Annotated in this window: 20 protein-coding genes; 13 read left to right on the forward strand and 7 right to left on the reverse strand. The window is 68.2% G+C overall.

Annotated features, from left to right (window positions below; genetic code table 11):
- Positions 1-53: 53 nt before the first annotated feature.
- Positions 54-3,557, reverse strand: a complete 3,504-nt coding sequence (locus tag JQX13_RS30415) for a PD40 domain-containing protein (RefSeq protein WP_203402979.1) — start codon at positions 3,555-3,557, stop codon at positions 54-56.
- A gap of 180 nt (positions 3,558-3,737) precedes the next feature.
- On the opposite strand from JQX13_RS30415, the gene JQX13_RS30420 reads away from it, so the two are divergent.
- Both JQX13_RS30420 and JQX13_RS30425 read left to right on the forward strand, forming a co-directional pair.
- Positions 3,738-5,180 (forward strand): LVIVD repeat-containing protein, encoded by a 1,443-nt coding sequence (locus JQX13_RS30420; RefSeq protein ID WP_203402980.1) that lies wholly within the window; start codon positions 3,738-3,740, stop codon positions 5,178-5,180.
- Positions 5,181-5,190: 10 nt separating this feature from the next.
- Positions 5,191-6,288 (forward strand): EAL domain-containing protein, encoded by a 1,098-nt coding sequence (locus tag JQX13_RS30425; protein WP_203402981.1) that lies wholly within the window; start codon positions 5,191-5,193, stop codon positions 6,286-6,288.
- Here the strand turns inward: JQX13_RS30425 and JQX13_RS30430 are convergent.
- From JQX13_RS30430 to JQX13_RS30455, 6 genes are all read right to left on the reverse strand, one after another.
- Entirely contained in the window at positions 6,282-6,941 is a 660-nt protein-coding gene (locus JQX13_RS30430) for an OmpH family outer membrane protein (RefSeq protein WP_203402982.1), read from the reverse strand. The genes JQX13_RS30425 and JQX13_RS30430 overlap by 7 nt on opposite strands.
- 23 nt (positions 6,942-6,964) lie before the next feature.
- On the reverse strand, positions 6,965-9,304 hold the full coding sequence (locus tag JQX13_RS30435) for an acyl-CoA dehydrogenase (protein ID WP_203402983.1): 2,340 nt from the start codon (positions 9,302-9,304) through the stop codon (positions 6,965-6,967).
- A gap of 76 nt (positions 9,305-9,380) precedes the next feature.
- The gene (locus tag JQX13_RS30440) at positions 9,381-9,767 is read right to left on the reverse strand and encodes a VOC family protein (RefSeq protein ID WP_203402984.1); all 387 of its coding nucleotides are present in this window, start codon (positions 9,765-9,767) and stop codon (positions 9,381-9,383) included.
- Between the two features lie 82 nt (positions 9,768-9,849).
- On the reverse strand, positions 9,850-10,578 hold the full coding sequence (locus JQX13_RS30445; protein ID WP_203412274.1) for an ABC transporter ATP-binding protein: 729 nt from the start codon (positions 10,576-10,578) through the stop codon (positions 9,850-9,852).
- 75 nt (positions 10,579-10,653) lie between these two features.
- Positions 10,654-11,178, reverse strand: coding sequence for a MarR family transcriptional regulator (locus JQX13_RS30450; RefSeq protein ID WP_203402985.1), 525 nt, complete (start codon positions 11,176-11,178; stop codon positions 10,654-10,656).
- 192 nt (positions 11,179-11,370) lie between these two features.
- Positions 11,371-11,934 carry a hypothetical protein gene (locus JQX13_RS30455; RefSeq protein ID WP_203402986.1) on the reverse strand — a complete coding sequence of 188 codons (564 nt, stop codon included), beginning with the start codon at positions 11,932-11,934 and terminating at the stop codon, positions 11,371-11,373.
- Between the two features lie 257 nt (positions 11,935-12,191).
- Here JQX13_RS30455 and JQX13_RS30460 point away from each other — a divergent pair, with 257 nt between their 5' ends.
- From JQX13_RS30460 to JQX13_RS30510, 11 genes are all read left to right on the forward strand, one after another.
- Complete coding sequence (locus JQX13_RS30460; protein WP_203402987.1) at positions 12,192-12,464, forward strand: hypothetical protein; 273 nt, start codon at positions 12,192-12,194, stop codon at positions 12,462-12,464.
- A gap of 135 nt (positions 12,465-12,599) precedes the next feature.
- On the forward strand, positions 12,600-13,139 hold the full coding sequence (locus tag JQX13_RS30465; protein WP_203402988.1) for a hypothetical protein: 540 nt from the start codon (positions 12,600-12,602) through the stop codon (positions 13,137-13,139).
- 101 nt (positions 13,140-13,240) lie between these two features.
- Positions 13,241-13,678 carry a tetratricopeptide repeat protein gene (locus JQX13_RS30470; protein WP_203402989.1) on the forward strand — a complete coding sequence of 146 codons (438 nt, stop codon included), beginning with the start codon at positions 13,241-13,243 and terminating at the stop codon, positions 13,676-13,678.
- Positions 13,679-13,703: 25 nt separating this feature from the next.
- Positions 13,704-14,108, forward strand: coding sequence for a hypothetical protein (locus tag JQX13_RS30475; protein ID WP_203402990.1), 405 nt, complete (start codon positions 13,704-13,706; stop codon positions 14,106-14,108).
- A gap of 9 nt (positions 14,109-14,117) precedes the next feature.
- Positions 14,118-14,948 (forward strand): sigma-70 family RNA polymerase sigma factor, encoded by an 831-nt coding sequence (locus JQX13_RS30480; protein WP_203402991.1) that lies wholly within the window; start codon positions 14,118-14,120, stop codon positions 14,946-14,948.
- Positions 14,830-15,363 (forward strand): ATP-dependent helicase HrpB, encoded by a 534-nt coding sequence (locus JQX13_RS30485; RefSeq protein WP_239013948.1) that lies wholly within the window; start codon positions 14,830-14,832, stop codon positions 15,361-15,363. The genes JQX13_RS30480 and JQX13_RS30485 overlap by 119 nt, the downstream gene beginning before the upstream one ends.
- Before the next feature lie 134 nt (positions 15,364-15,497).
- Positions 15,498-16,295, forward strand: a complete 798-nt coding sequence (locus tag JQX13_RS30490) for a type III secretion protein (protein WP_203402992.1) — start codon at positions 15,498-15,500, stop codon at positions 16,293-16,295.
- A 53-nt stretch (positions 16,296-16,348) separates the two neighbouring features.
- Entirely contained in the window at positions 16,349-17,929 is a 1,581-nt protein-coding gene (locus JQX13_RS30495) for a hypothetical protein (protein ID WP_203402993.1), read from the forward strand.
- Between the two features lie 27 nt (positions 17,930-17,956).
- Positions 17,957-18,628 carry a FliH/SctL family protein gene (locus tag JQX13_RS30500; RefSeq protein WP_203402994.1) on the forward strand — a complete coding sequence of 224 codons (672 nt, stop codon included), beginning with the start codon at positions 17,957-17,959 and terminating at the stop codon, positions 18,626-18,628.
- A 3-nt stretch (positions 18,629-18,631) separates the two neighbouring features.
- Positions 18,632-19,942 (forward strand): type III secretion system ATPase SctN, encoded by a 1,311-nt coding sequence (gene sctN / locus JQX13_RS30505; RefSeq protein ID WP_203402995.1) that lies wholly within the window; start codon positions 18,632-18,634, stop codon positions 19,940-19,942.
- A gap of 33 nt (positions 19,943-19,975) precedes the next feature.
- Complete coding sequence (locus tag JQX13_RS30510; RefSeq protein WP_203402996.1) at positions 19,976-20,467, forward strand: flagellar assembly protein FliH; 492 nt, start codon at positions 19,976-19,978, stop codon at positions 20,465-20,467.
- The last annotated feature ends 13 nt before the right edge of the window (positions 20,468-20,480 follow it).

The following is a 20,480-nucleotide window of genomic DNA, read 5'->3' on the forward strand; positions in this document are numbered from 1 at the left end:
CGTTCCCTCGGGAGGGACGGGGTGGGGGTCTCGGTGACTTCAGGCCGAACCCGTCAGTTCGCGCCGCCCACGCGCATCCCCATTCCGCCGAGCGTCACGGGCGGCTGGGGCGCCTCCTTCTTCTTCCTGGCCGAGCCAGGCTGTTTGAACAGGTACCCCTCGAGTCCGGCCATGCCGATGGAGAACTGGGTCACCCACTCGTTGGCCGGCCTGCCCGCGGGCGCGTTGATGTCGAACGGGTAGGCGAAGTGCAGGCGCAGCAGGAGGGGGCCGAGGCCGAGGTTGATGCCCACGGCCGCATCGAGCACGCGGCGGTTCCAGATGTCCCGGGCCGAGCCCCCCACGCCACCGAGGTCGAAGCCCGCCACGCCCATGAGGGTGTTGAGGAAGGCGACGCGGATGAGCGCATCCAGGGGCACGCGCAGCTCGAGCGTGGAGTACAGGTAGTGCTGGCCCAGCAGCCACTCCTCGTTGCCGAACGGCACGCCTCGGATGGTGTCGAAGCTGGAGAGGTAATAGGAGCGGGTGAAGCGTCCGCCGAAGGAGGTGCCCACTCCGCCGCGCAGCATGATGTGGGTGCTGCCCAGCGGGACGGGGAAGTAGCGCTCGGCGTCCAGGCGCACGTTGCCGAAGACCTCGCCGTGGAAGGGCTGCACGCCGGTGGTGAGCTCGCTCATGAACGAGGTGCCGGAGATGGGCACACCCGTGTAGTGGTAGCGCAGGGTGTTGTAGCCAAAGGCCACGGAGCCTTCCGTCTGGAAGCGCAGGCCGGGCTGGTTCTGGCGCCACTGGGTGTAGAGGTCTCCCACGCCGTTGATCTCCGGCAGGTTGAGGTAGAAGGAGGTCGTCGGATCCAGGAAGTACGAGGAGCCGCCGATGCTGAGGTTGGCCTCCAGGAAGGTGAAGGTGCTCAGCGGGTAGCGTGCGATGCCGGTGGCGCCGAAGAAGCGCTCGCCGGAGATGAGCAGGTAGTAGGGCAGGTTGCTGCCGGCGGCGGCCTCGCGCAGGGACTGGTCCACGCGGAAGCGCAGGGACTGGAAGAGACCCATGCCCCACGTCGTGCGCTGTGCCTGGTTGAGGTAGAGCAGGTAGCCGTCGGTCAGATCGAACGAGCCGTACACCGCCACCTGCAGCAGCATGGCGTGGTTGCGCAGCCGATCCATCGCCGAGGCGAAGACCTGGCCGTAGAAGCCACCGCCACCGCCGCCGGCGAAGCCCATGATGGGCCCCAGGTCGATGTTCTCCAGGGCGAAGGGCCTGTAGGCCTCGGCGCCCTGCAGCGAGCGTTGGGGCAGGGGGCTGGGCGGTCCCGCCAGCTCCTTCGACACCTGGGACACCTCGAAGCTCAGCAGTTGCTGCGAGCGCAGCAGGGCCGGCTTGCGCTCTCCGGACAGATGGTAGAGCAGCCACAGGTTGCCATCCGGGCCGGGGCTCGGCTCGAAGAGACCGGTGGATACGTCCGTTCGCCGCACGATGGCTCCGCCGCCGGTGTACTCGTGCAGGTCCGAGCGGCTGTTCTCGAAGGCCACGAAGAAGAGGCGGCCGTCCGCCAGCACCGTGGGATCCGCGTGATCGCGCGCCTCGGTGGTGAGCCGCTCCACCTTGCTGGGATCCTCCGGCTTCACGCGGAAGAGGTTGTAGTAGCCGTGCGAGGTGGCGTCCGAGGTGAAGACGATGCCCGCCGGACCCCAGGCGAGGCTGCGCTCGGCGTACACGTCATGGGTGATCTGCGTCGGCTCCACGTCGAGCCCCCGATCGAGCGGCAGCACGTACACGTCACGCGTGCCCGCCTCGCTCAGGCCGATGAAGGCCAGCTGCTTGCCATCCGGAGAGAAGGCCGGCGAGTACGCGGCGATCAGTCCGTGGTCGGCGAGCCTGTAGGCCTCGCGCTTGCCCAGGTCGAAGTCCACCCGGAATGGCGGATCCTTGCGCAGTCCGGAGGGGTTGTTCACGTAGGGGCTGCGGCCCATCGCCGGCAGCGCCCCGCCCAGTGAGATGGACTTCGCGTCGTGCTTGTAGTCCTGGACGTAGATGATGTCACGCGCCATGGACTCGGCCACGAAGGCCAGCCGGGAGTCCGTGAGGGCGAAGTTGCGCCCGAAGATGGGGTGCAGCGACTCGTAGCCCGGCACGCCGTCGCCCTGCACCTTCACGCTGTCGTTGGGCGCGCGGGGGTCCACCAGGATGAGCTGGCTCTGGCCCGTCTCCGGGATGATGCTCCGGTACATGATCACCCGGCCGTCGTTGGAGCTGTTGAGCGCGGTGACGACGCCCCTGCGCTCGCTCAGCAGCTCCAGGCTGGGCGTGTACTGCTCGGCCTTGAGGTAGGTACGGTAGGAGCGCTGCTTCAGCCAGTTCTCGAACTTCGCGGCGAGCTTCTGCGGATCATCCCCGGTGAGCATCTCCAGCAGCCCCTCGAACTGGAGGTTGGGCGTCATGCCCGTGCCGGAGACGAGCTTGGGGGAGTTGTCCAACACCTTCTGGATGAAGCCCGCCCCGTACGTCTCCTCGAGGAAATGGCAGCGGGCCTGGCCCATCTTGTAGATCCACACGAAGCCGTAGGGCCCGGGCGACCAGAAGTCGAGGAAGGCGTAGCCGCGCATCAGATCCGGGTTGATGAGCAGATCCCTCACCATCATCTCTCCCTCGGGATCCAGACCGCCCTTGGCGTAGAACTCGGCCAGACCCTCGATGAACCAGAGGGGGATGGCATTGAGCGGATCCCCCGCCACCTTGGCCTGTTCGGCGAGGAAGCGGACCTTCTGGATGGTGAACTGGTGGGCCATTTCGTGGGAGCTGATCTCCCCGAACTGCCGGTGGTCACCCAGGTAGGGCAGGGTCAGCTCCAGGTGGCCCTGGGTGCTGGTGACACCCAGCGTGCCCTCGGACACCGCGGTGATGTTGGTCTGCAGGAACTCCTGGTAGCTGCTGTAGAGGATGTACGGGAACGTCTGCGTGGGGACGAACTTGAAGCGGTCCACGAGGTACCGGTAGGTGTCCTCGAGCTGGGGCGCGGCGTACTGGGCCACGTTCCGCTCGTTCTCGTAGAAGTAGAAGCGCACGCCTCCGCTCTTGTCGCCCAGGGACTGGGCGTACCTGGGGCCCGCGTCCGGTGTGCCTCCATCCGCCGACAGGGCGATGGGCACGTAGAGCGAGCTTCCCGAGGTGATCGGGTCCGGCGTGCCGCCATCCGTCCTGTCCACCACGCGCGTGGGGTTGCCCGGCTCGACGGTCTCCACCGGGCTGCCGCCCGTCCCCTGCTCCTGCGGGGAAGCTTTCGGCGCCTCGGCGGTGGGGACTCCCGGCGAGCGCATCTGCGGAGACGCGGGGGTGGGTCCACCCGGGGCGCCAGGCGTCTGCTGGTGGGCCCGGTGGGCGGGTGGGGCGGCGACCCCCTCGGCCTCGGGGCCGACCAGGATGTCCAGGTGCCGCCAATCGAATTCATAGGTGTGCACCGGCGCCCGGTAGGCCCGGCGAGGGATCACATAGACCTGGGCCAGGGCCGCTTCAGGAAGCACGAAGGTGAGCAGCGTGGCGATCAATAGACGTCGATTCACAGGGGCGACCTCCCGGGTGGGGAGACGAGGGACGGAGCGAACCTAGGCAGGCCCCCCCATATTAACGAGTGGGCAGGCGGGCGCTTCTGTACGATTGCTCAGCGGTGCACGTCGCCGCCGCTCGGGGTGTTGGGTGAGCCGGGGCTTTCGTCTCGTCCCGGTGCCCGGTATGGATGGCGTATGAACCGTTTACTGGTAGCCACAACGGGAGTCCTGCTCCTCACGGCCTCCGGGTGCACGCGCACGGAGGAAGAGAAGCACGACTGCGAGCCCGAGGCCTTCGACTTGTCCGCCTGTGATCGGTCGGGATTCACCTCCGTCAAGGGGGAAGGCATCTGGAACCTGAACATCACCCTGGAGGGGGTCGACACGCAGGGGTCCATCCGCTTCCTGCAGGACAAGCCGCTGCTCCTGGGGACTCCGCTCACGGTGAGCACGGTGGAGGGCGACACCTTCTTCCTGGCCAGTGACTTCCAGACCGCGTCGACGCCCACGCCGGTGCGCTTCGCGCTCGCGGGTTGTCAGGCGCTCTCGCCCGACCGGGTGAAGGGGGAGTTCCGGCGGTGCGTGAATGGCGAGGCCGACATGCGGGGCACCTTCGAGGCGGCCCATGTCAAGTGGGCGGAGGGTGAGCAGCAGGCGTCTGGCGTGGAGCTCGTGTCGGAGACGGCCCTTCCCCGCGGTCAGCCCACGGACGTCTTCGTGGCGGACGGGTTCGCCTACGTGACGGCGCTGTCGAGCGGCCTCTTCATCTACAACGTGAAGGACCCGGCCCACCCGGAGAAGGTGGCGGAGATCTCCCCGACGAACGACATCTGGTACCGGGCCCGGGTGAAGGGCTCGGTGCTCTACGTCTCGAGCTACAACGAGGGACTGCTCGTCTATGACGTGACCAGACCGGAGGCGCCCAAGCGGCTCACCGCGCTCCCGAGGCCCAGCGTGCAGGGGTGGGGGCTGATCCTGGACCAGGACCGGCTCTACCTGGTGTCGCCGTCGCCCAACGCCGAGGTGTACATCTACGACATCTCGACGCCCACGCAGCCCTCGCTGCAGTCGCGCTACTTCGTGGAGGACAGCGTCGTCGGCATGGGGCAGATCCCCGTCGAGGGCGTGGTCGTGAACAACCGGCTCTACCTCGGCCACTGGCGGTACGGGCTGGCGGTGGCGGACGTGACGGACGCGAAGAAGCCGGTGTCGTTGGGGAGCTTCAAATACGACAACGCCACCAGCCGCCCGGTGGCGGTGGGCCAGATTGACGAGCGGCTGATCGCCTTCGAGTCCAGCGAGGGATGGGGGTCGATGCTCCGCGCGCTGGATGTGACGGACCCCCAGCATATCTCGGAAGTGGGCCGATTCGAGATGGGGCCGGAGACCACGGTGGGTGGTTTGACCTTGGTGGGCTCCAAGTTGTACGTGGCTCACAACCAGGATGGCCTGCGCATCCTCGAGATGTCCAACCCCAGTACACCCCGGCAGCTAGCCTACTACAATACCTGGCGGGAGACGGATTCAGGACGGGGACAGGCGTTCCTCGATGGTCTCAATGGCGTGGTGGTACCCGGAGACGGGTTCATCTACGCCACCGAGACGTCGCGTGGACTGCTCGTCTTCCGAGAGCCGTGAGTGAGTCTGCATGAGCCAGAGCGTGTCGAAGTCGTGTGAGCGGTGCCAGTCCCTTCCGGAGAAGCTGGAGCTGGAGGGGCCTGGCCGCCTCTTTCTCTGGATGCCCCTGGGCCACAGTTACGGAAAGCTGGTCCGGCTGTTGGGAGACGCCGGGCGCGAGCACCAGGCCATCCCGGAGTCCCAGTGCGTGGCGGTGCGGCTGCGGAGCTCGCAGCTGAGCGCCCTCGTCGCCGACGTCATGGGCGCGCTGACGGGCGAGGAGTCCCGCTCCACGCGCGCGCTCTTCCTCCAGGGTGACGGGGAGCCGGGGCTGGGCGACTTCCCACGGGTGGGCTCGTTGCCGCAGCTCTTCACCATGACCCGGGCCGGGTGGTTGGTGGACATGCTGGCCGAGAAGCGTGTCACCAGCCACTACCAGCCCATCGTTCACGCGAAGGACACGCGCCAGGTGTACGCCTACGAGGCGCTGCTGCGCGGTCTGGAGCCGGATGGGTCGTTGGTGTTCCCGGGGAAGATGCTGACGCTGGCTCGCGACGCGGATCTGCTCTTCCAGCTGGATCTGGCGGCGCGGCTGTCGGCGGTGCGTGAGGCCTCGCGCCTGGGGCTGAAGGTGCCGCTCTTCATCAACTTCACGCCCACGGCCATCTATGATCCGGCGTTCTGCCTGCGCTCCACGGTGGCCGCCATCTCCGAGCATGGCATCCCGCCGGGGAACGTGGTGTTCGAGATCATCGAGTCGGACCACGCCCCCAATGCCAACCACCTGAAGTCGCTCATCGCCTACTACCGGCAGGCGGGCTTCCGGGTGGCGCTGGATGACCTGGGAGCGGGGTACTCGTCGCTGAACCTCATCCACCAGCTCCGCCCGGACATCATGAAGCTGGACATGGAGCTCGTCCGCGGCATCCACCAGGACCCCTACAAGGCGTCCATCACGGAGAAGCTGCTGGAGCTGGCGCAGAAGCTGGGCATCCTCACGGTGGCCGAGGGCATCGAGACCCCGGAGGAGCTGCGGTGGGTGCGCGAGCACGGGGTGGACTTCGTGCAGGGCTACCTCATCGCGAAGCCGGCGAGCCCTCCGGTATCCGTCACGCCGCACTACTACTGATTGACGAGCGTGGTGCCTGAGCGCTCGAGGCCGAGCTGCCAGGCGCGCCTCAACTCGAAGCCGGCGGTCTCCAGCTGCCGGCGGGCCGGGTAGATGTTGCGCTGCCCCACGAGGTCATCGATGGTGGCGAGCCGGTTGAGGGCGCTCTCGATGAGGAGGACGGTATCTCCGCTGCCTCTCTCGGCGGCGGTGGCGCGGGCGCTGGAGATCTCCCGCAGCGCGGAGGTGACGGCGGGGCCGATGTCGAAGTCACCGACCTCCAGCAGTTGATCCACGGTGATGAGCCAGTCGTAACCGCGTGAGAGGCTCTCCAGTTGCTCTCGCCGGAGCAACTCCAACTCCTCGGCCCGGGCATCCTCGAGGGCTTGTTCCTGCTCCAGTGACTGGATGCGGCCCTGGGTTTCCTGCCGTTGGGCCTCCATCTGGGCTTGCAGGAGCTCGAGCTCGGCACGGAGCTCGTTCAGCTCGGCCTCCTGGACGGCGCGTTCCGCCGCCGCCTCCGTGGGGGCGGCGGACGTGGGCGTCGTCTGGCCGAGCAACAGGGACAGGGAGAGTGTGAGCCAACCATTCATCCCTGGAAACGTGTCCACCGGAGGACGAACCGGCACCCGGGAGCCGAAGAGCCCCTGGTTGCTCGTCTCCAGGGCGAGCAACCCGCCGCGTGCCTCGGCATGCCTCAGGGTGAGGGCCTGCCCAGTGCGATGGGCGCCGCCAGGCACGAGTCCGGGATGCCAAAGGCCTCCGTGAGCGCCACCGCGTTGGGCCGGAGCTCGGCGCACAGCCGCGTCACCTCCTTGCGGATGGCCTTGGCCTTCGCGCCCTCGATGTGGTCGTTCTCCACGAACCAGCCGCTCGCGTCCTGCAGGCACCCCAGGCCGTACAGGTCGCAGAGCCGTCCGAGCACCGCCTTGAGCGCCGGATCCTCCACCTCGGCGACGCCCAGGACGAACTGCTCCAACACCACGCGCTCCACGTGCGCGTGCGCGAGCGCCAGCAGGTGGTCCTGGCATTGGTTGAACGCCTCGAACGAGTCCACTCCCGCGCTCAGCCGCTTGCGCAGCCGGCGCGCCGCCGAGGCCAGCAGATCCGACTCCCGGAAGCGCAGCGCGCGCAGCTGGAAGTCCCCGTCGCGCAGGTGCTCGCTGCCCGTGCGCCGCACCGTGAAGGGGTTGCGATCCATGAGCGCGCCCGCCGCCCGGTCCATGATGAGCCGCATCACCGTGAAGATGCGGTCATCCTCGAACTGCTGCCGGTAGCCGGTGAGCAGGCTCTTGGCCACCAGCTGCATCAGCACCGTGTTGTCGCCCTCGAAGGTGGCGAAGACGTCCGTGTCCGCCTTGAGCGAGGGCAGCCGGTTGGCCACGAGGTAACCCTGGCCCCCGCACGCCTCGCGCGCCACCTGGAGCGTCCGCGTGGTGTGCCAGGAGGCATAGGCCTTGAGGCCCGCGGCCAGCGCCTCCACCTCCATCGCGTCCGCCTCCGTCCGCCCCACGTAGCGCTTCACCAGGTGCTTCATCGCGAAATCCAGCGCGTACGTGGTGGCCAGCGGGCGAAGCAGCCGGAGTTGGTGGGCCTGGTAGTCCAGCAGCCGCACCTCCTCCGCGCCGGCCGGGCCGAACTGCCGGCGCTCGTCTCCGTACTTCACGGCGATGGTCAACCCGCTCTTGGCCGCGCTCAGCGCCGCGCACGCCACGCTCACCCGGCCCGCCACCAGCGTGCCCAGCATGGTGAAGAAACGCTTGGCGACACCGGGGATGGCACTGGTGTACTCGCCCTCGGGGCTCACTCGCGAGAAGCGGTCCAGCAGGTTCTCCCGAGGGACGCGCACGCCGTCGAACCACAGCCGCCCGTTGTCCACGCCGTTCAGCCCCATCTTCAGGCCGCAGTCCTCCACGCGCACCCCGGGCATCAACCGGCCCTCCTCGTCCCGGAGGGGAACGAGCAGCGCGTGGACGCCGTGGCGCTCGCCCTTCACCTCGAGCTGCGCGAACACCGTGGCCATGCGCGCGTGCAGGGCCGCGTTGCCGATCCACTCCTTTCGCGCCGCGTCCGAGGGGGTGTGCACCACGAACTCACCGCGCTCCGCGTCGTAGCGGGCCAGCGTCTCCACGTCCCGCACGTTGGAGCCGTGGCCCAGCTCGCTCATGGCGAAGCAGCCGGGGAGCTCCACCGAGGCCACCCGGGGCAGGTACTCCCGGTGGTGCCGCTCGGTGCCCAGGAAGTAGATGCTCCCGCCGAAGAGGCCGAAGTGCACACCCGCCTTCACCACGAGGCTCAGGTCGAAGAAGGCCAGCGTCTCGAAGGCGGCGATGAAGCGGCCCAGGTCCACCTTCGTGAGGTCGTCCGGGTACGCGAGCCTGCCCAGTCCGCGTCCGGCCAGGTGCTTCAGCCACTCCAGGACCCGGGCGCGATAGGCGTCCGTGTTCCGCTCGTCCTCGTAGCGGAAGAGGGGATCGGCCAGCCACTCGCGGACGCTGGCGCGCTCGGCGGAATACGTGCGCTCCAGCACGGCGCGCATCGCGTCCACGCTGAAGGAGCGGGGCTCGGCCGGTTCGACGAGGCGGAGCCTGGGGCCGGGGACGAGCGTGCGCACGGCCTCGGCGCCGGGAATGCCGATCGCCGACTCCAGGGGGGCCAGGTCCCGGGCCAGCTCGGGCATGGGGGCGGGCAGGGCGTCCTTGCCGCCAATCACCTCGGCGAGCTGCGCACCCAGCTCCACCAGGCTCTTCTGGCCGCTGTGGGAGAGGCGCTCGGCGGTGCGGCGGATGTGCTCGCCCACCTGGGCCAGGGCGCTGGGGCTGGGCGGGTTCTGGGGGTCCAACCAGTGGGCCAGCACCGCGTTGGAGCGCAGGTCCAACCAGCGCTGCGAGCGGGCCGCGGCGCCCAGGGCGCGAATCTCATCGGGTGTCAGCTCTCCGTCCGTCCAGGCCACGTAGAGCATGGGGACGAGCGGCGCGAGGCGGGGGAGGGACAGCAACTCCTGCGCGGATGGGCGCTGCACATCATCGATGGCCATGAGCGTCTCTCCAGAAGGGCACGTGACGAGCCCAGTGTCGCCACGGTCCCACTCTGGAGCAATGCCAGAAGTTCGTTCAGCCCTCGTCGTTCCACGTGTTGACGCGGGACTCCAGCGGCCCACGCTGGGGGCGGACGACACAGAAGCGATGCCCCGTTGGCGCCTCCATGACCCACCAGCGTTTGACGAACTCCACCCGCTTCGCGCCGAGCGCCTCGAGCCGCTTCACCTCGGCCTCGATGTCATCGGTCTCGATGTCCAGATGGACACGGCTCGGATGGTCCACCTTCTGGAGGAGGATCATCGGCTCGTCCTCCCCCACCGTGAGCTCGCGGTAGTTTCCATTGTCCGGAGAAGGTGGCGCGGCGGGCTTGCCGAAGGCCTTGCTCCAGAAGGCCGTTGCCGCGTCGAGGTCGTCTGTCTTGCAGTCAATGACGAGGGCACAGAGTCGGCTGCGATGCATGGGTCCTCCTTGGGGTTCACGACATCATGTATCGGCTCGTCCAGGGTGAGGCCACCCGCATCGGCAGCGAGAGCTGTCCCATCTAGTGCCCCTCCGCGCCCGAGGCCATGGCCTTCTGGGCCTCGGCCGGGGTGATGCGATCGAGGATCTTCCCGTCCGCCAGCCGCACCACCGCGTTGGCGTGGTTCATCACCTTGGCGTCATGGGTGGAGAAGATGAAGGTGGTGCCCTCCTTGCGGTTGAGCTCCTTCATCAGGTCGATGATGTTCTGGCCGGTGACGGAGTCGAGGTTGGCGGTGGGCTCGTCGGCGAGCACCAGCTTGGGCCGGGTGACGAGCGCGCGCGCCACCGCCACGCGCTGACGCTGGCCGCCGGACAGCTCGTTGGGGCGGTGCTTCGCGTGCTTCTCCAGGCCCACCTGCTCGAGCAGCGTCATCACCCGCTGGCGGCGCTCGTCCGTGCTCAGCTTGCGCTGCAGCAGCAGGGGGAACTCCACGTTCTGGAAGACGCTGAGCACCGGGACCAGGTTGAAGCTCTGGAAGATGAACCCGATGGTGTGCAGCCGCAGGTGGGTGAGCTGCCGCTCGGAGAGCTGCTTGGTGTCCTGCCCGTCCACCTTCACGATGCCCGAGGTTGCCGTGTCCACGCAGCCAATGAGGTTGAGGGCCGTCGTCTTGCCGCTGCCGGACGGGCCCGCGATGGAGATGAACTCCCCCGGGAACACGTCCAGCGTCACGCCCCGGAGCGCGGGCACCTCCACCTTACCCAGGGTGTAGGTCTTGGTGACGTCGGTCAGGGAGACGATGGGCATGGCGCCACCGGTAACAGCGGAGAGCTGGCTCATTGCGGGGACGGTCCTTTCTGCGAACCGGAAGAAGGGAGGAGGCTAGCGGGTGGCGTTCCGGCGCTGGCGCGCGGACGGGGTAGGGGAAGGCGTCTGGGTGCCGGGCCTGCGGGCGAAGCGGGCGCGCCATCGCTCGGCGGCACCGGACATCTCCTGGCGGTAGAAGTCACAGAACTCCACCGCCTCGCGCAGCTTGTGGCGTCCCTTCAGCCCAGGCTGACCGAGCGCGTCCTGGCAGAGCTGTCCCAGGACGTCCATGGCGGAGATCGCCACCTCGAGCCGGTGGTCCCAACCCGCGCTGTTGAAGACGTAGTAGTGCCGCCGGTCCCCGGGGATGCTGGCGGGCTCCACGAGGCCACCGGCCTGCAACTGGCGGATGTTGGTGGATACAGAGGCCGGGCTCACCCGCAGCAGCTCGGCGAGTTCGCCCAGCGCCAGCGGCTTTTCGGCCAACAACAGCAGTCCGAGGATGCGCCCGCCGATACGCGGTATGCCCTGGCGCTCGAAGAACAGGCCCATCGACTCGATGAACCGCTCCTCCTCGGCGCTCACACCATCCCGACGCATGCGCTGCTCCACCCCGGACCAGGAGTCGCGCACTCGTCTACTTTCATCAGTATGTTCAGTCAATACTGAATGGACTGATGTCCTACCCGGTGGGCCGGCTCCCGGTTCGCCGTGCCCGTCACGAGAAGCTCGCGGCATCGGTGTCGATGCCGCGAGCGTTGGATGCGTCCCCAGCGGGGGATCTATGTCGGCTCAGTGGATACCGCCCTGGTCGCCGGAGGTGCCGCCCACGTCACCCCCCATGGAGCCGGAGCCGCCCACGTCGCCGCCCACGTCACCCGCGCCGCCCATGTCCTTGTCGACGCCCTGGTCCAGGCCCGAGCCGCCCATGTCCTGGTTGATGCCCGTGTCCGAGTCCAGGCCGCTGCCGCCCATGCTGGTGTCCAGCGAGATGCTCTTGGCGACGTTGCTGTCCTTCTCCACGGTGAAGCTGGTGCGGACCTGCTGGCCCTCATTGATGTCGCGCAGCTGCTTGACGTTGGGATCCTGGAACCGGGTCTGCTTGTCGACCTTGAAGTCGATGATGCCGTTATCGGTCCGCAGGCTGAGCTTGTTGGAGCCGCTCTTCACCACGGTGCCGGTAATCTGCTTCTCGCCCATCTGGCCCTGCTGGCTTCCAGAGCCACCCGTGGCGCCGCCGCCCATCTGCTGGCTGCTCTGGGTCTGCTGGCTCTTGCTCTTGTCGTCGTTGGCCAGAGCCAGGCCAGAGCTCACCAGCGCCACGGACGCGAACAGCCCCACAATCTTCTTGGTCATGGATGTATCTCCTGTAGGCGGTGGCCGTGCCCCCCATGGCCGTGCCCTCCGCAGGGAAAAACCTAGGTGCGCCTGCCGTCGCGGACAGGGAGTGAATGAGAAACGCGCGCGCCTGTTCCCTCCCCGGGCGTCTCTTCCTGGAGCGCCGCCATGCCTGGTGGGCAAGCGGCTTGAACCGGGTGGGGCTTTTCCCCTACCGTCGAGTCGCCCGACCGCGCCGGCCCTGGCGCCGGCACTGACAGGAGTCGTCTTCCACCATGCGCCCGCCGTCCAAGCAGCAGCCCGCGCCCGTCGCAGAGCCCCTGCCCACCCCGTCCTTCCCCGCCATCGAGTCCTTCATCGAGACCGCCACCGCCGAGGAGGTCCGCTCCCTCTTCACCCCGGTGAAGAACGAGCTCGCCAACCTCAAGGGCCCCAAGGCGGAGCACGCCAAGAAGATCCATGCGGCCATCTCCCGCGCCGAGGAGTTGCTCGGCGTGCTCCTGGAGACGCGCGAGCGACTGGTGGCCGAGGCCAAGGGCCGGAAATGACGGGCCTTTTTGGTTCTGGTACGCTTTCCGACGGATCACACGCAACTGTGCCGGGCGATCACCGATAATTCAGCAAATGGAGCGCAGGACCCCGTGCTCCGAGACCTTGGCCGTTCCATCGCCTGGAGAGGAACCATGAAGATCGACAGCAACCTGAACATGCCCCGGATGTCCACCAACCTGACGACGGCGCGCGTGACCCCGGACACGAGCTTCTCGGCCCGCGTGCAGTCCGGTGTGGGCACGGCGGCCAACGCGGTGGCCGGCGGCGTGGGCGTGGTGGCCAACATGGTGCCCGGCGGCTCCGTGGTGTCCGCGGCGGTGTCCTCGCTCACCACCTTCGGCAACACCTCCGGCTCCGGCGCGGCGCCCTACTACGGCGCGGCCCTGTCCACGGGCGGCGCGCCCATGAGCACCACGCTCAACAGCGCGGGTGGCATCTCCACCCTGGGTGGTTCGCCCGTCTCCAACAACGGCTCCATCAACACCGGGGCCACCAGCAGCGGCGTTGGCACCGAGTTCAACGGCGAGATGCAGAGCATGTTCGCCGAGCAGAAGAAGCTGCTGGGTCTGCAGGTCTCCATGCAGAAGGAGAACCAGGTGTTCACCACCATCTCCAACGTGCTGAAGACGCGGCACGACTCGGCGAAGAACTCCATCGGCAACATCCGCTAGCGCTCGGGCGCTGGTGGTTTCATGGGTCCGGCCCCCCGGGAGAGGACGAGGTCGCGTCCTCCCCGGGCCAGGTCCGGGCCGGGAAAGGAAGCAGACGTCACATGGCGGAGACTTCGGAGATCTCGGGCAGCCTCGTTCCGCTCGCCAGACGTGAGGCGATGATCCTCCTGGAGGCGGGTTACCTCTGGCTCGACATGGGCCAGTTCGACAAGGCGCGTGAAGTCTTCGCGGGGGCGGCGGTGCTGATGCCCAGGAGCGAGGTGCCTCAGTTGGCGCTCGGTTCGCTCGAGTTCGCCCAGGGCCGGCATGACAAGGCGTTGCAGGCCTACCGGGCCGCCCAGCGACTCTCCCCCAACTCCGGGTTGCCACGCGCCCATGTGGGCGAGGCCCTGTTGTTCATGGGGAAGGTTCCCGAGGCCATGAAGGAGTTGAAGGCCGCCATCGAGCTGGATCCGGATGGGGATGGGGCGCGGCTGGCCCGGGCGCTCATCGACGCGAAGGAGGCGGGGGCCCTGCCACCGCCCGCGTCAAAGAAGTAGGATGCCTTGATAGGAGGAGATGCCGATGTCGGTCGGTGGAGTCGGACGAGGGGGCGGAAAGGGACGCGCCGGAGGCGCCAAGGGCGCCGCCGGTAAGGCGCCAGCCGGCAAGGCAGGGGCGGCGACGTTTGGCGGAGGCGTGGATCGCACCGCCGGACTGGTGGGACCGTCGGGTCAGGTGGGTTCCGGCAACGTTCAGGGACCCCAGGCGATGGAGCCCGTCACCGCCCAGGCGCTCGCCATCGCCAAGCAACTGAAGAACGGCGACTTCAAGAGCAAGGACGAGGCGACGCGCAAGCTCGTCGCCGAGGTGCTCAAGGAGAAGCTGAGGATGAAGTCGGCGGCCTTGACCACCAAGATCGCCGACGCCCTGCAGGATGACCCTCGTTTGAATCAGGCCCTCGAGCGGTTGTGGTCGAAGGCCGAGTGAGCGTCGCTCTTGGCTCTCGGCGAAGACAAGAAGGTCCTCCTGGAGAAGTACGGCCCCTACGTCCGGTCGCTCGCGTCGACCGTGCGCAGGCAGTTCTCCGCCCAGCTCGAGCTCGATGAGCTCATCGCCTACGGCCAGATTGGTCTGCTGGAGGCGGCGGAGCGCTTCGATCCCAAGGTCGGGGCCAACTTCCTCACCTTTGCCCACTACCGCATCAAGGGCGCCATCTACGATGGTCTGCGCAAGATGGGGGTGCTCAAGGGTGGAGATGCGCGTTCCGCCTACATGGGCGAGCGTGCGACGGCGTATTTGGGAAATCTTTCGGATCGCGAGCAGGGAGGAGGCAACCGCGGAGGGTCCATTGACGATGATGTCATGGAGATTTCCAACGCGGTGGCGGGGCTGGCGATGGTGTTCGCGACCAGCCTCGAAGGTTCGGAGTCGCTGGGCTTCTCGGACGAGTCCCTGCCGGTGGATCAACGGCTGGAGCTCGAGCAGCAGCGGGGGCGGGTGAGGGCGGCCATCGAGAAGCTGCCGGAGAAGGAGCGCCGGCTTCTGCAGGGCTACTACTTCCAGGGCAAGACGCTGGAAGAGGCGGGGGCGGAAATCGGGCAGTCGAAGAGCTGGGCGTCGCGTCTGCACGCGCGGGCGATCGAACGGCTCAAGGAACTGTTGAACGAGGAGGAATCGTCCTCCCCTGAGAATTCAAGGAGGCAGTCACATGGCGGGTCCGATGGCCGGCGTCTCGGCGGCGCAGATCGCCCAGCAGAAGTTGCAGGATCAGGGCGCGCAGCAGGTCAACAAGCAGGGGGCCTCGAAGTTCGACGCGGCCCTCGCTAACAAGGCGCAGGGTGTTGGCGGTCCGGAGCAGGTGCAGCAGGCGCAGGCCACGCAGCGTGCTGATCAGGTCCGTCAGGCCGAGGCCGTCAACAAGACGGACAAGGCGGCGCTCAACAAGGTGAACACCTCTGGTCAGGAGCCCGCCACCGCGCGCGGCGCCGAGGCCGTCACCGGCAAGCAGGAGGCCAGCAAGACGGGCAGCATGCTGGGCCATGTGGTCAGCGAGCTGGAGAAGGGCCAGGTCAACATGGAGAAGCTCATCCAGGCCGGCGCTTCCGGGAAGACGTTCTCCAACGCCGAGCTCCTGTCGCTCCAGGCCGGCATGTACAAGTACACGCAGGAGCTGGACCTGACGAGCAAGGTCGTCGAGAAGGCCACCAGCGGTCTCAAGGACACCCTGAAGACCCAGGTGTAGCGAGCAGCCAGGCTCGGCCGGCTCTTCGAAGGGCGTCTCCTCCATCGCGAGGGGACGCCCTTCCTCGTTTTCCGGGCTGTGTCGGGGTTGGGCCTTGTTGGGACCGACGCCGCGCATCTAAGCTAGGCGCGCCCATGACGCTCCGACCGTACGCGCTCGCCGCCCTTCTCGCTCTGGCGATGGGGACTGGCTGCACCATCGACCTGCAGCACGACCTGTCCGAGCAGGACGCCAATGAGATCTACGTCCTGCTCAGCAAGAAAGGCATCGCCGCCACGAAGTTGAAGGAGGAAGGCGGCAACGAGCTGAAGTTCCGCATCCAGGTGCCCAAGGCCGATGCCGCCCAGGCCGCGGAGCTGCTGCGCGCGTACTCGCTGCCTCGTCCGATGGAGAAGGGCCTGAGCCACTTCGCCAAGGGCGGCATGGTCCCCACCGCCACCGAGGAGCGCGCCATGTTGCTCAAGGCGCTCGGTGGTGAGGTCTCCAACGCGTTGAACAAGATCGACGGTGTGCTGGAGGCCCAGGCCATCGTGATGATCCCGGAGAACAACGATCTCACCCAGCCGGAGGACAAGCCGAGGCCCTCCGCGTCGGTGTTCATCAAGTACCGGCCGGGGCCGAAGAGCGAGCCGCCCATCAAGCGCGAGGACGTGCAGCTGTTCGTCTCCACCGCGGTGCCGGAGTTGAAGCCGGAGGCGGTGACGGTGCTGCTGACGCCGGCGCTGGCGCCCGATGAGGAGGAGGGCTCGGAGAGCATGCTGAAGGACGTGTTCGGCATGCGCATGACGGCCTCCAGCGTGGGTCAGTTCCGCATGATGGCGGCGGTGGCCGTGCTGCTCATCCTGGCCTCCATCGGTCTGGCGGTGTGGCCGATGCTCCGGGGCGGTGGTGGAGCCGCCGCCACGGCCCGGGCCCGCCCGAAGCGGGAGTGATGCTCGCTTCGTTCGTCGTTTCCCTGGAACGCTGTCCACCCGCGGGGTGACCGTTGGAACAGTTCTTCACCTCGCTGAGCAAGCGACAGACGATGATGCTCCTGACCGCCATCACCTTCGGTGGCCAGGAGGGCGTCGCCGCGCTGGAGCATCTGCCCGAGGACGAGGCGGAGCTGCTCCAACACCGTGCCCAGGAGATCCTCCAGATTCCGCGCGAGAAGCGCATCCCGCTGCTGGTCCAGGAGATCAAGCGGCTGGTGAAGGATCGGCGCGGGCAGCTGTGGAGCGCGGACCCGGAGCGGTTGGCGGGGTTGCTCAAGCGCGAGCGTGCCGCCCTGGTGGAGGTGGTGCTGCGCGCGCTGCCGGCGCCCCTGGCGGACGCGGTGCGCTCCCACCTGCCGTCCACGGGCCGGGTGAAGCTCACGCGCGAGGTGCGGCCGCAGGTGCTGGACATCGTGCGCTGGAAGCTGGAGGAGCGGCTCTCCCGCGACGCCTCGTCGCACGTGCCCTTCAAGTTCACCGACGTGCTGTTGTTGCAGACGCGTGAGCTGCTCACCGTGTGTGACCGGTTGGGCGCGCGCGTGTTGGGGCCGGCGCTGGCGGGCGTGCCGGACGCCGAGCGGGAGCCGGCCTTCGTGGTGCTCCCGCCCCACCTGCGCCAGCTCGCCACGCGGGCCGTGACGGCCAATGCCCCGCGCAAGCTCGCCGAGGACGAGGCCCGGGCGCAGCTCGCGCAGTATGGGGGCCTGGAGAATCTGGCCGCCGCCATCCGTGGTGCCGGGGTGCACCGGTTGGCGCGCGCGAGCGTGGCCCAGTCCGCCGAGTTCGCATCGCGTCTGGTGGAGAAGCACCGCGGTGAGTTCGGGCAGATCGTGACGAAGTGGGTGCGCGAGGAGCGCGCCAGGCCGACGACCCGGGGCGACGGTGGCCGCACGGACATCGTCACGGACCTGGAGCGGCTCGCGGCCCGGGGTCTCATCGAGCGTCCGGTACGGCTCACTCCTCCACGTCCTCCCGCGCTCGGTCCCCCTCCCTCCAGTGCCGGGAAGGCGGTGCCTCCTCCCTCCGCGGCGAGCCGGGCTCCGGTGATGTCGCGTGAGATGCGGGCGGGGGCCAGCTCGGAGCCGTCGGTCCGCAGGTCCGCGTCCTCCCAGTCGGTGGTGGGCGTGCGGAGGGATCCCATCGCCGAGCGCGAGGCTCGCCGGGCGGGCGCCAGCTCGAACTACGGGGGACGCAAGCAGGAGGCACCACCAGAGGCTTCGCCCTCCCGGGTGAGCCGGGTGAGCCCGCGGAGCGCCCGGGACGGAGCGGACGTGAAGCCGGACCCCACCGGGGCCCGTATCGGACCGGTTCCGTCGCGGACGGGTGCCGGCCCCCGGCCTCGGGCCCAGGAGCCGCTCGGGGCGGAAGAAGCGGATGGCTCGCGCGTCTTCCGCTCTCCGTTGGCGCGCACGCACAGCCGGAGCGCCGTGCCCCGCGTCCAGCCCGAGGCCGAGGTCGAACGCCCGCCCAGGGTGCTGGGGACCGGCACCAATCTGCCGGCGGTACGGCCGGAGGGGTCCAGGGTCCCGGGGCGCGAACGGCCTCGGACGCCGGGCACGAGTGGGCGTGGACCGCGGGGCGGAACGCGCTAGCATCCTCCCGCTGACAAGGAGCTTTCCATGGCGATCGGCAAGGTGATCAAGGGCGATTCGGGGGCCGAGCCGCTACCCGGCGGGGATCGTCCGGTGTTGCGTCCTCCGCGTCCGGGCGTGATGAACGCCGAGGTCTTCGATGCCCGGCAGACCGCCCAGGGCATCATCGAGGAGGCGCAGCGGGAGAAGGAGCGCATCCTCGCGGAGGCCCAGCGGGAGCGCGAGGAGCTCCTGGCGAAGACTCGCGAGCAGGGCCGTCAGGAAGGGCTGGCGCAGGCCACGGAGACCCTCCTGCGCGCGAAGATGCAGGCCGGGGAGATCCTGGCCCAGCAGGAGCGGGACGTGATCTCCCTGGCGTGCAAGATCGCGGAGAAGATCATCGGCCGCGACGTGGAGCGGGATCCGACGCTGCTGACGGACATCTGCGCCAAGGCCATCGAGGAGCTGCGCAATGCCCGGGCGGTGGTGCTCCGGGTGAATCCCAAGTCGGCGGCGGTGCTGCGCGCCCGCAAGGCGGAGCTGATGGAGCTCATTGGCCGGGCGGTGGACGTGGCCATCAAGGAAGACCCGGACGTCGCGCCGGTGGGCTGCATCGTGCAGACGGAGTTCGGCAAGGTGGACGCGCAGCTGCCCACCCAGTTCGAGATGCTCCAGAACGTATTGCTTCCGGATCAGGGCAGGAAGGAGGGCCCTCCGTAGGCCATGGCTCTCGATCTCTCGCGCTACTACGCGCTCATCAAGGACGCACCGCTGTACCGGGTGCGCGGCCGCGTCACCGAGCTGACGGGTCTGGTCATCAAGGCGAGTGTGCCCGGCGTCCGCGTGGGCGAGCTGGTCTTCATCAAGGGCGCGACCCGCGCCGCCGTGAAGGCCGAGGTCGTGGGTTTCCAGGGCGACGAGGTCATGCTCATGCCCCTGGGCGAGCTCCAGGGCATCGGTCCGGACAGTGAGGTCATCCCCACCGGCAGGCCCCTCGCCATCAAGTGCGGGGAGGCGCTGCTGGGCCGCGTGCTCAACGGCATCGGCGAGCCCATGGACGGCAAGCCGCTCCCCGACGGCCTGCTCGACTGGTCGGTGGATCGCGACTGCCCGGATCCCTTCACGCGTCAGCGCATCGAGCGGCCCCTGCCGCTGGGCGTGCGTTGCATCGACGGACTGCTCACGGTGGGAGAGGGCCAGCGCGTGGGCCTCTTCGCCGGCTCGGGCGTTGGTAAGTCCACGCTGATGGGGCAGATCGCCCGCAACACCCAGGCGGACCTGTGCGTGGTGGCGCTGATCGGCGAGCGTGGCCGCGAAGTGCGCGAGTTCATCGAGGACGCCATGGGCGAGGAGGGCATGAAGCGCTCCGTGCTGGTGTGCGCCACCTCGGACCAGCCCAGCCTCGTGCGTCTGCGCGCCGCCTACGTGGCCACCGCCATCGCCGAGTACTTCCGCGAGCGCGGGGGCAACGTGCTCTTCATGCTCGACACGGTGACGCGTCTGGCCCGCGCCCAGCGTGAAATCGGCCTCGCCATCGGTGAGCCCCCGGCGCGTCAGGGCTACCCGCCGAGCGTGTTCTCCATGCTGCCGCGCATCCTCGAGCGCACGGGCAACTCGGAGAAGGGCAAGTGCACCGCCATCTACACGTGCCTGGTGGCCGGCGGTGACATGGAGGAGCCCATCGCCGACGAAGTCCGCGGTATTCTCGACGGCCACTTCATCCTCAACCGTGCCCTGGGCGAGCGCAATCAGTGGCCCGCCATGGACGTGCTGGCCAGCCTCTCCCGTGTGATGAGCGGCATCGTCTCCAAGGAGCACAAGAAGGCCGCGGGCAAGCTGCGCGAGACGCTCGCCACGTACGAGAAGCAGCGCGATCTCATCCTCCTGGGGGCCTACCAGTACGGGACGGACCCCCGGACGGACTACGCCATCGACAAGTACGACGCCATCATCGACTTCCTCAAGCAGGACACCCACTCCAACAGCCCCTTCGAGGAGACCGTCGAGAAGCTCATCTCCCTCTTCGAGGACTGACGGGGTGGGGGCATTCCGGGGTAGGATGGAGACATGCCCCCTTACCGGTTGCAGACCCTGCTCGAGATGCGCGAGCGCGCGAAGGAGGAGGCCGAGCAGGCCTTCTCCGACGCCGTCAAGGCGCTGGAGAAGCAGAAGGCCGAGCTGAAGCGGATGGAGCAGGAGCTCGAGACCCGCAAGGCCGAGCGCAAGCAGAAGGTGACGGCCTACCTCCAGCAGATCATGGCCAAGGGCAATACCGGGCCCAACAGCTTCACCATGATGAACCGCTACGAGGCGCGCCTCAAGGACGAGGAGGCGCAGCTCGCGCTGGAAATCGAGCAGCAGAAGGAGGTCGTCAAGACCGCCGAGAAGCTGGTCGAGCAGCGGCGGCGGGAGATGGCGGAGGCGGCCAAGGAGCTCAAGGCCATCGAGAAGCACAAGGAGAACTGGCAGAAGCAGATCCGTGCCGAGCGCCAGGCCAAGGAGGAGCTGAACCAGGAGGAAATCGGGAACACCTTGTTCCTGATGCGCCAGCGCAAGTAACCTCGGGGTCCCC

The sequence above is a fragment of the Archangium violaceum genome (assembly GCF_016859125.1).
Lineage (GTDB): Bacteria > Myxococcota > Myxococcia > Myxococcales > Myxococcaceae > Archangium > Archangium violaceum_A.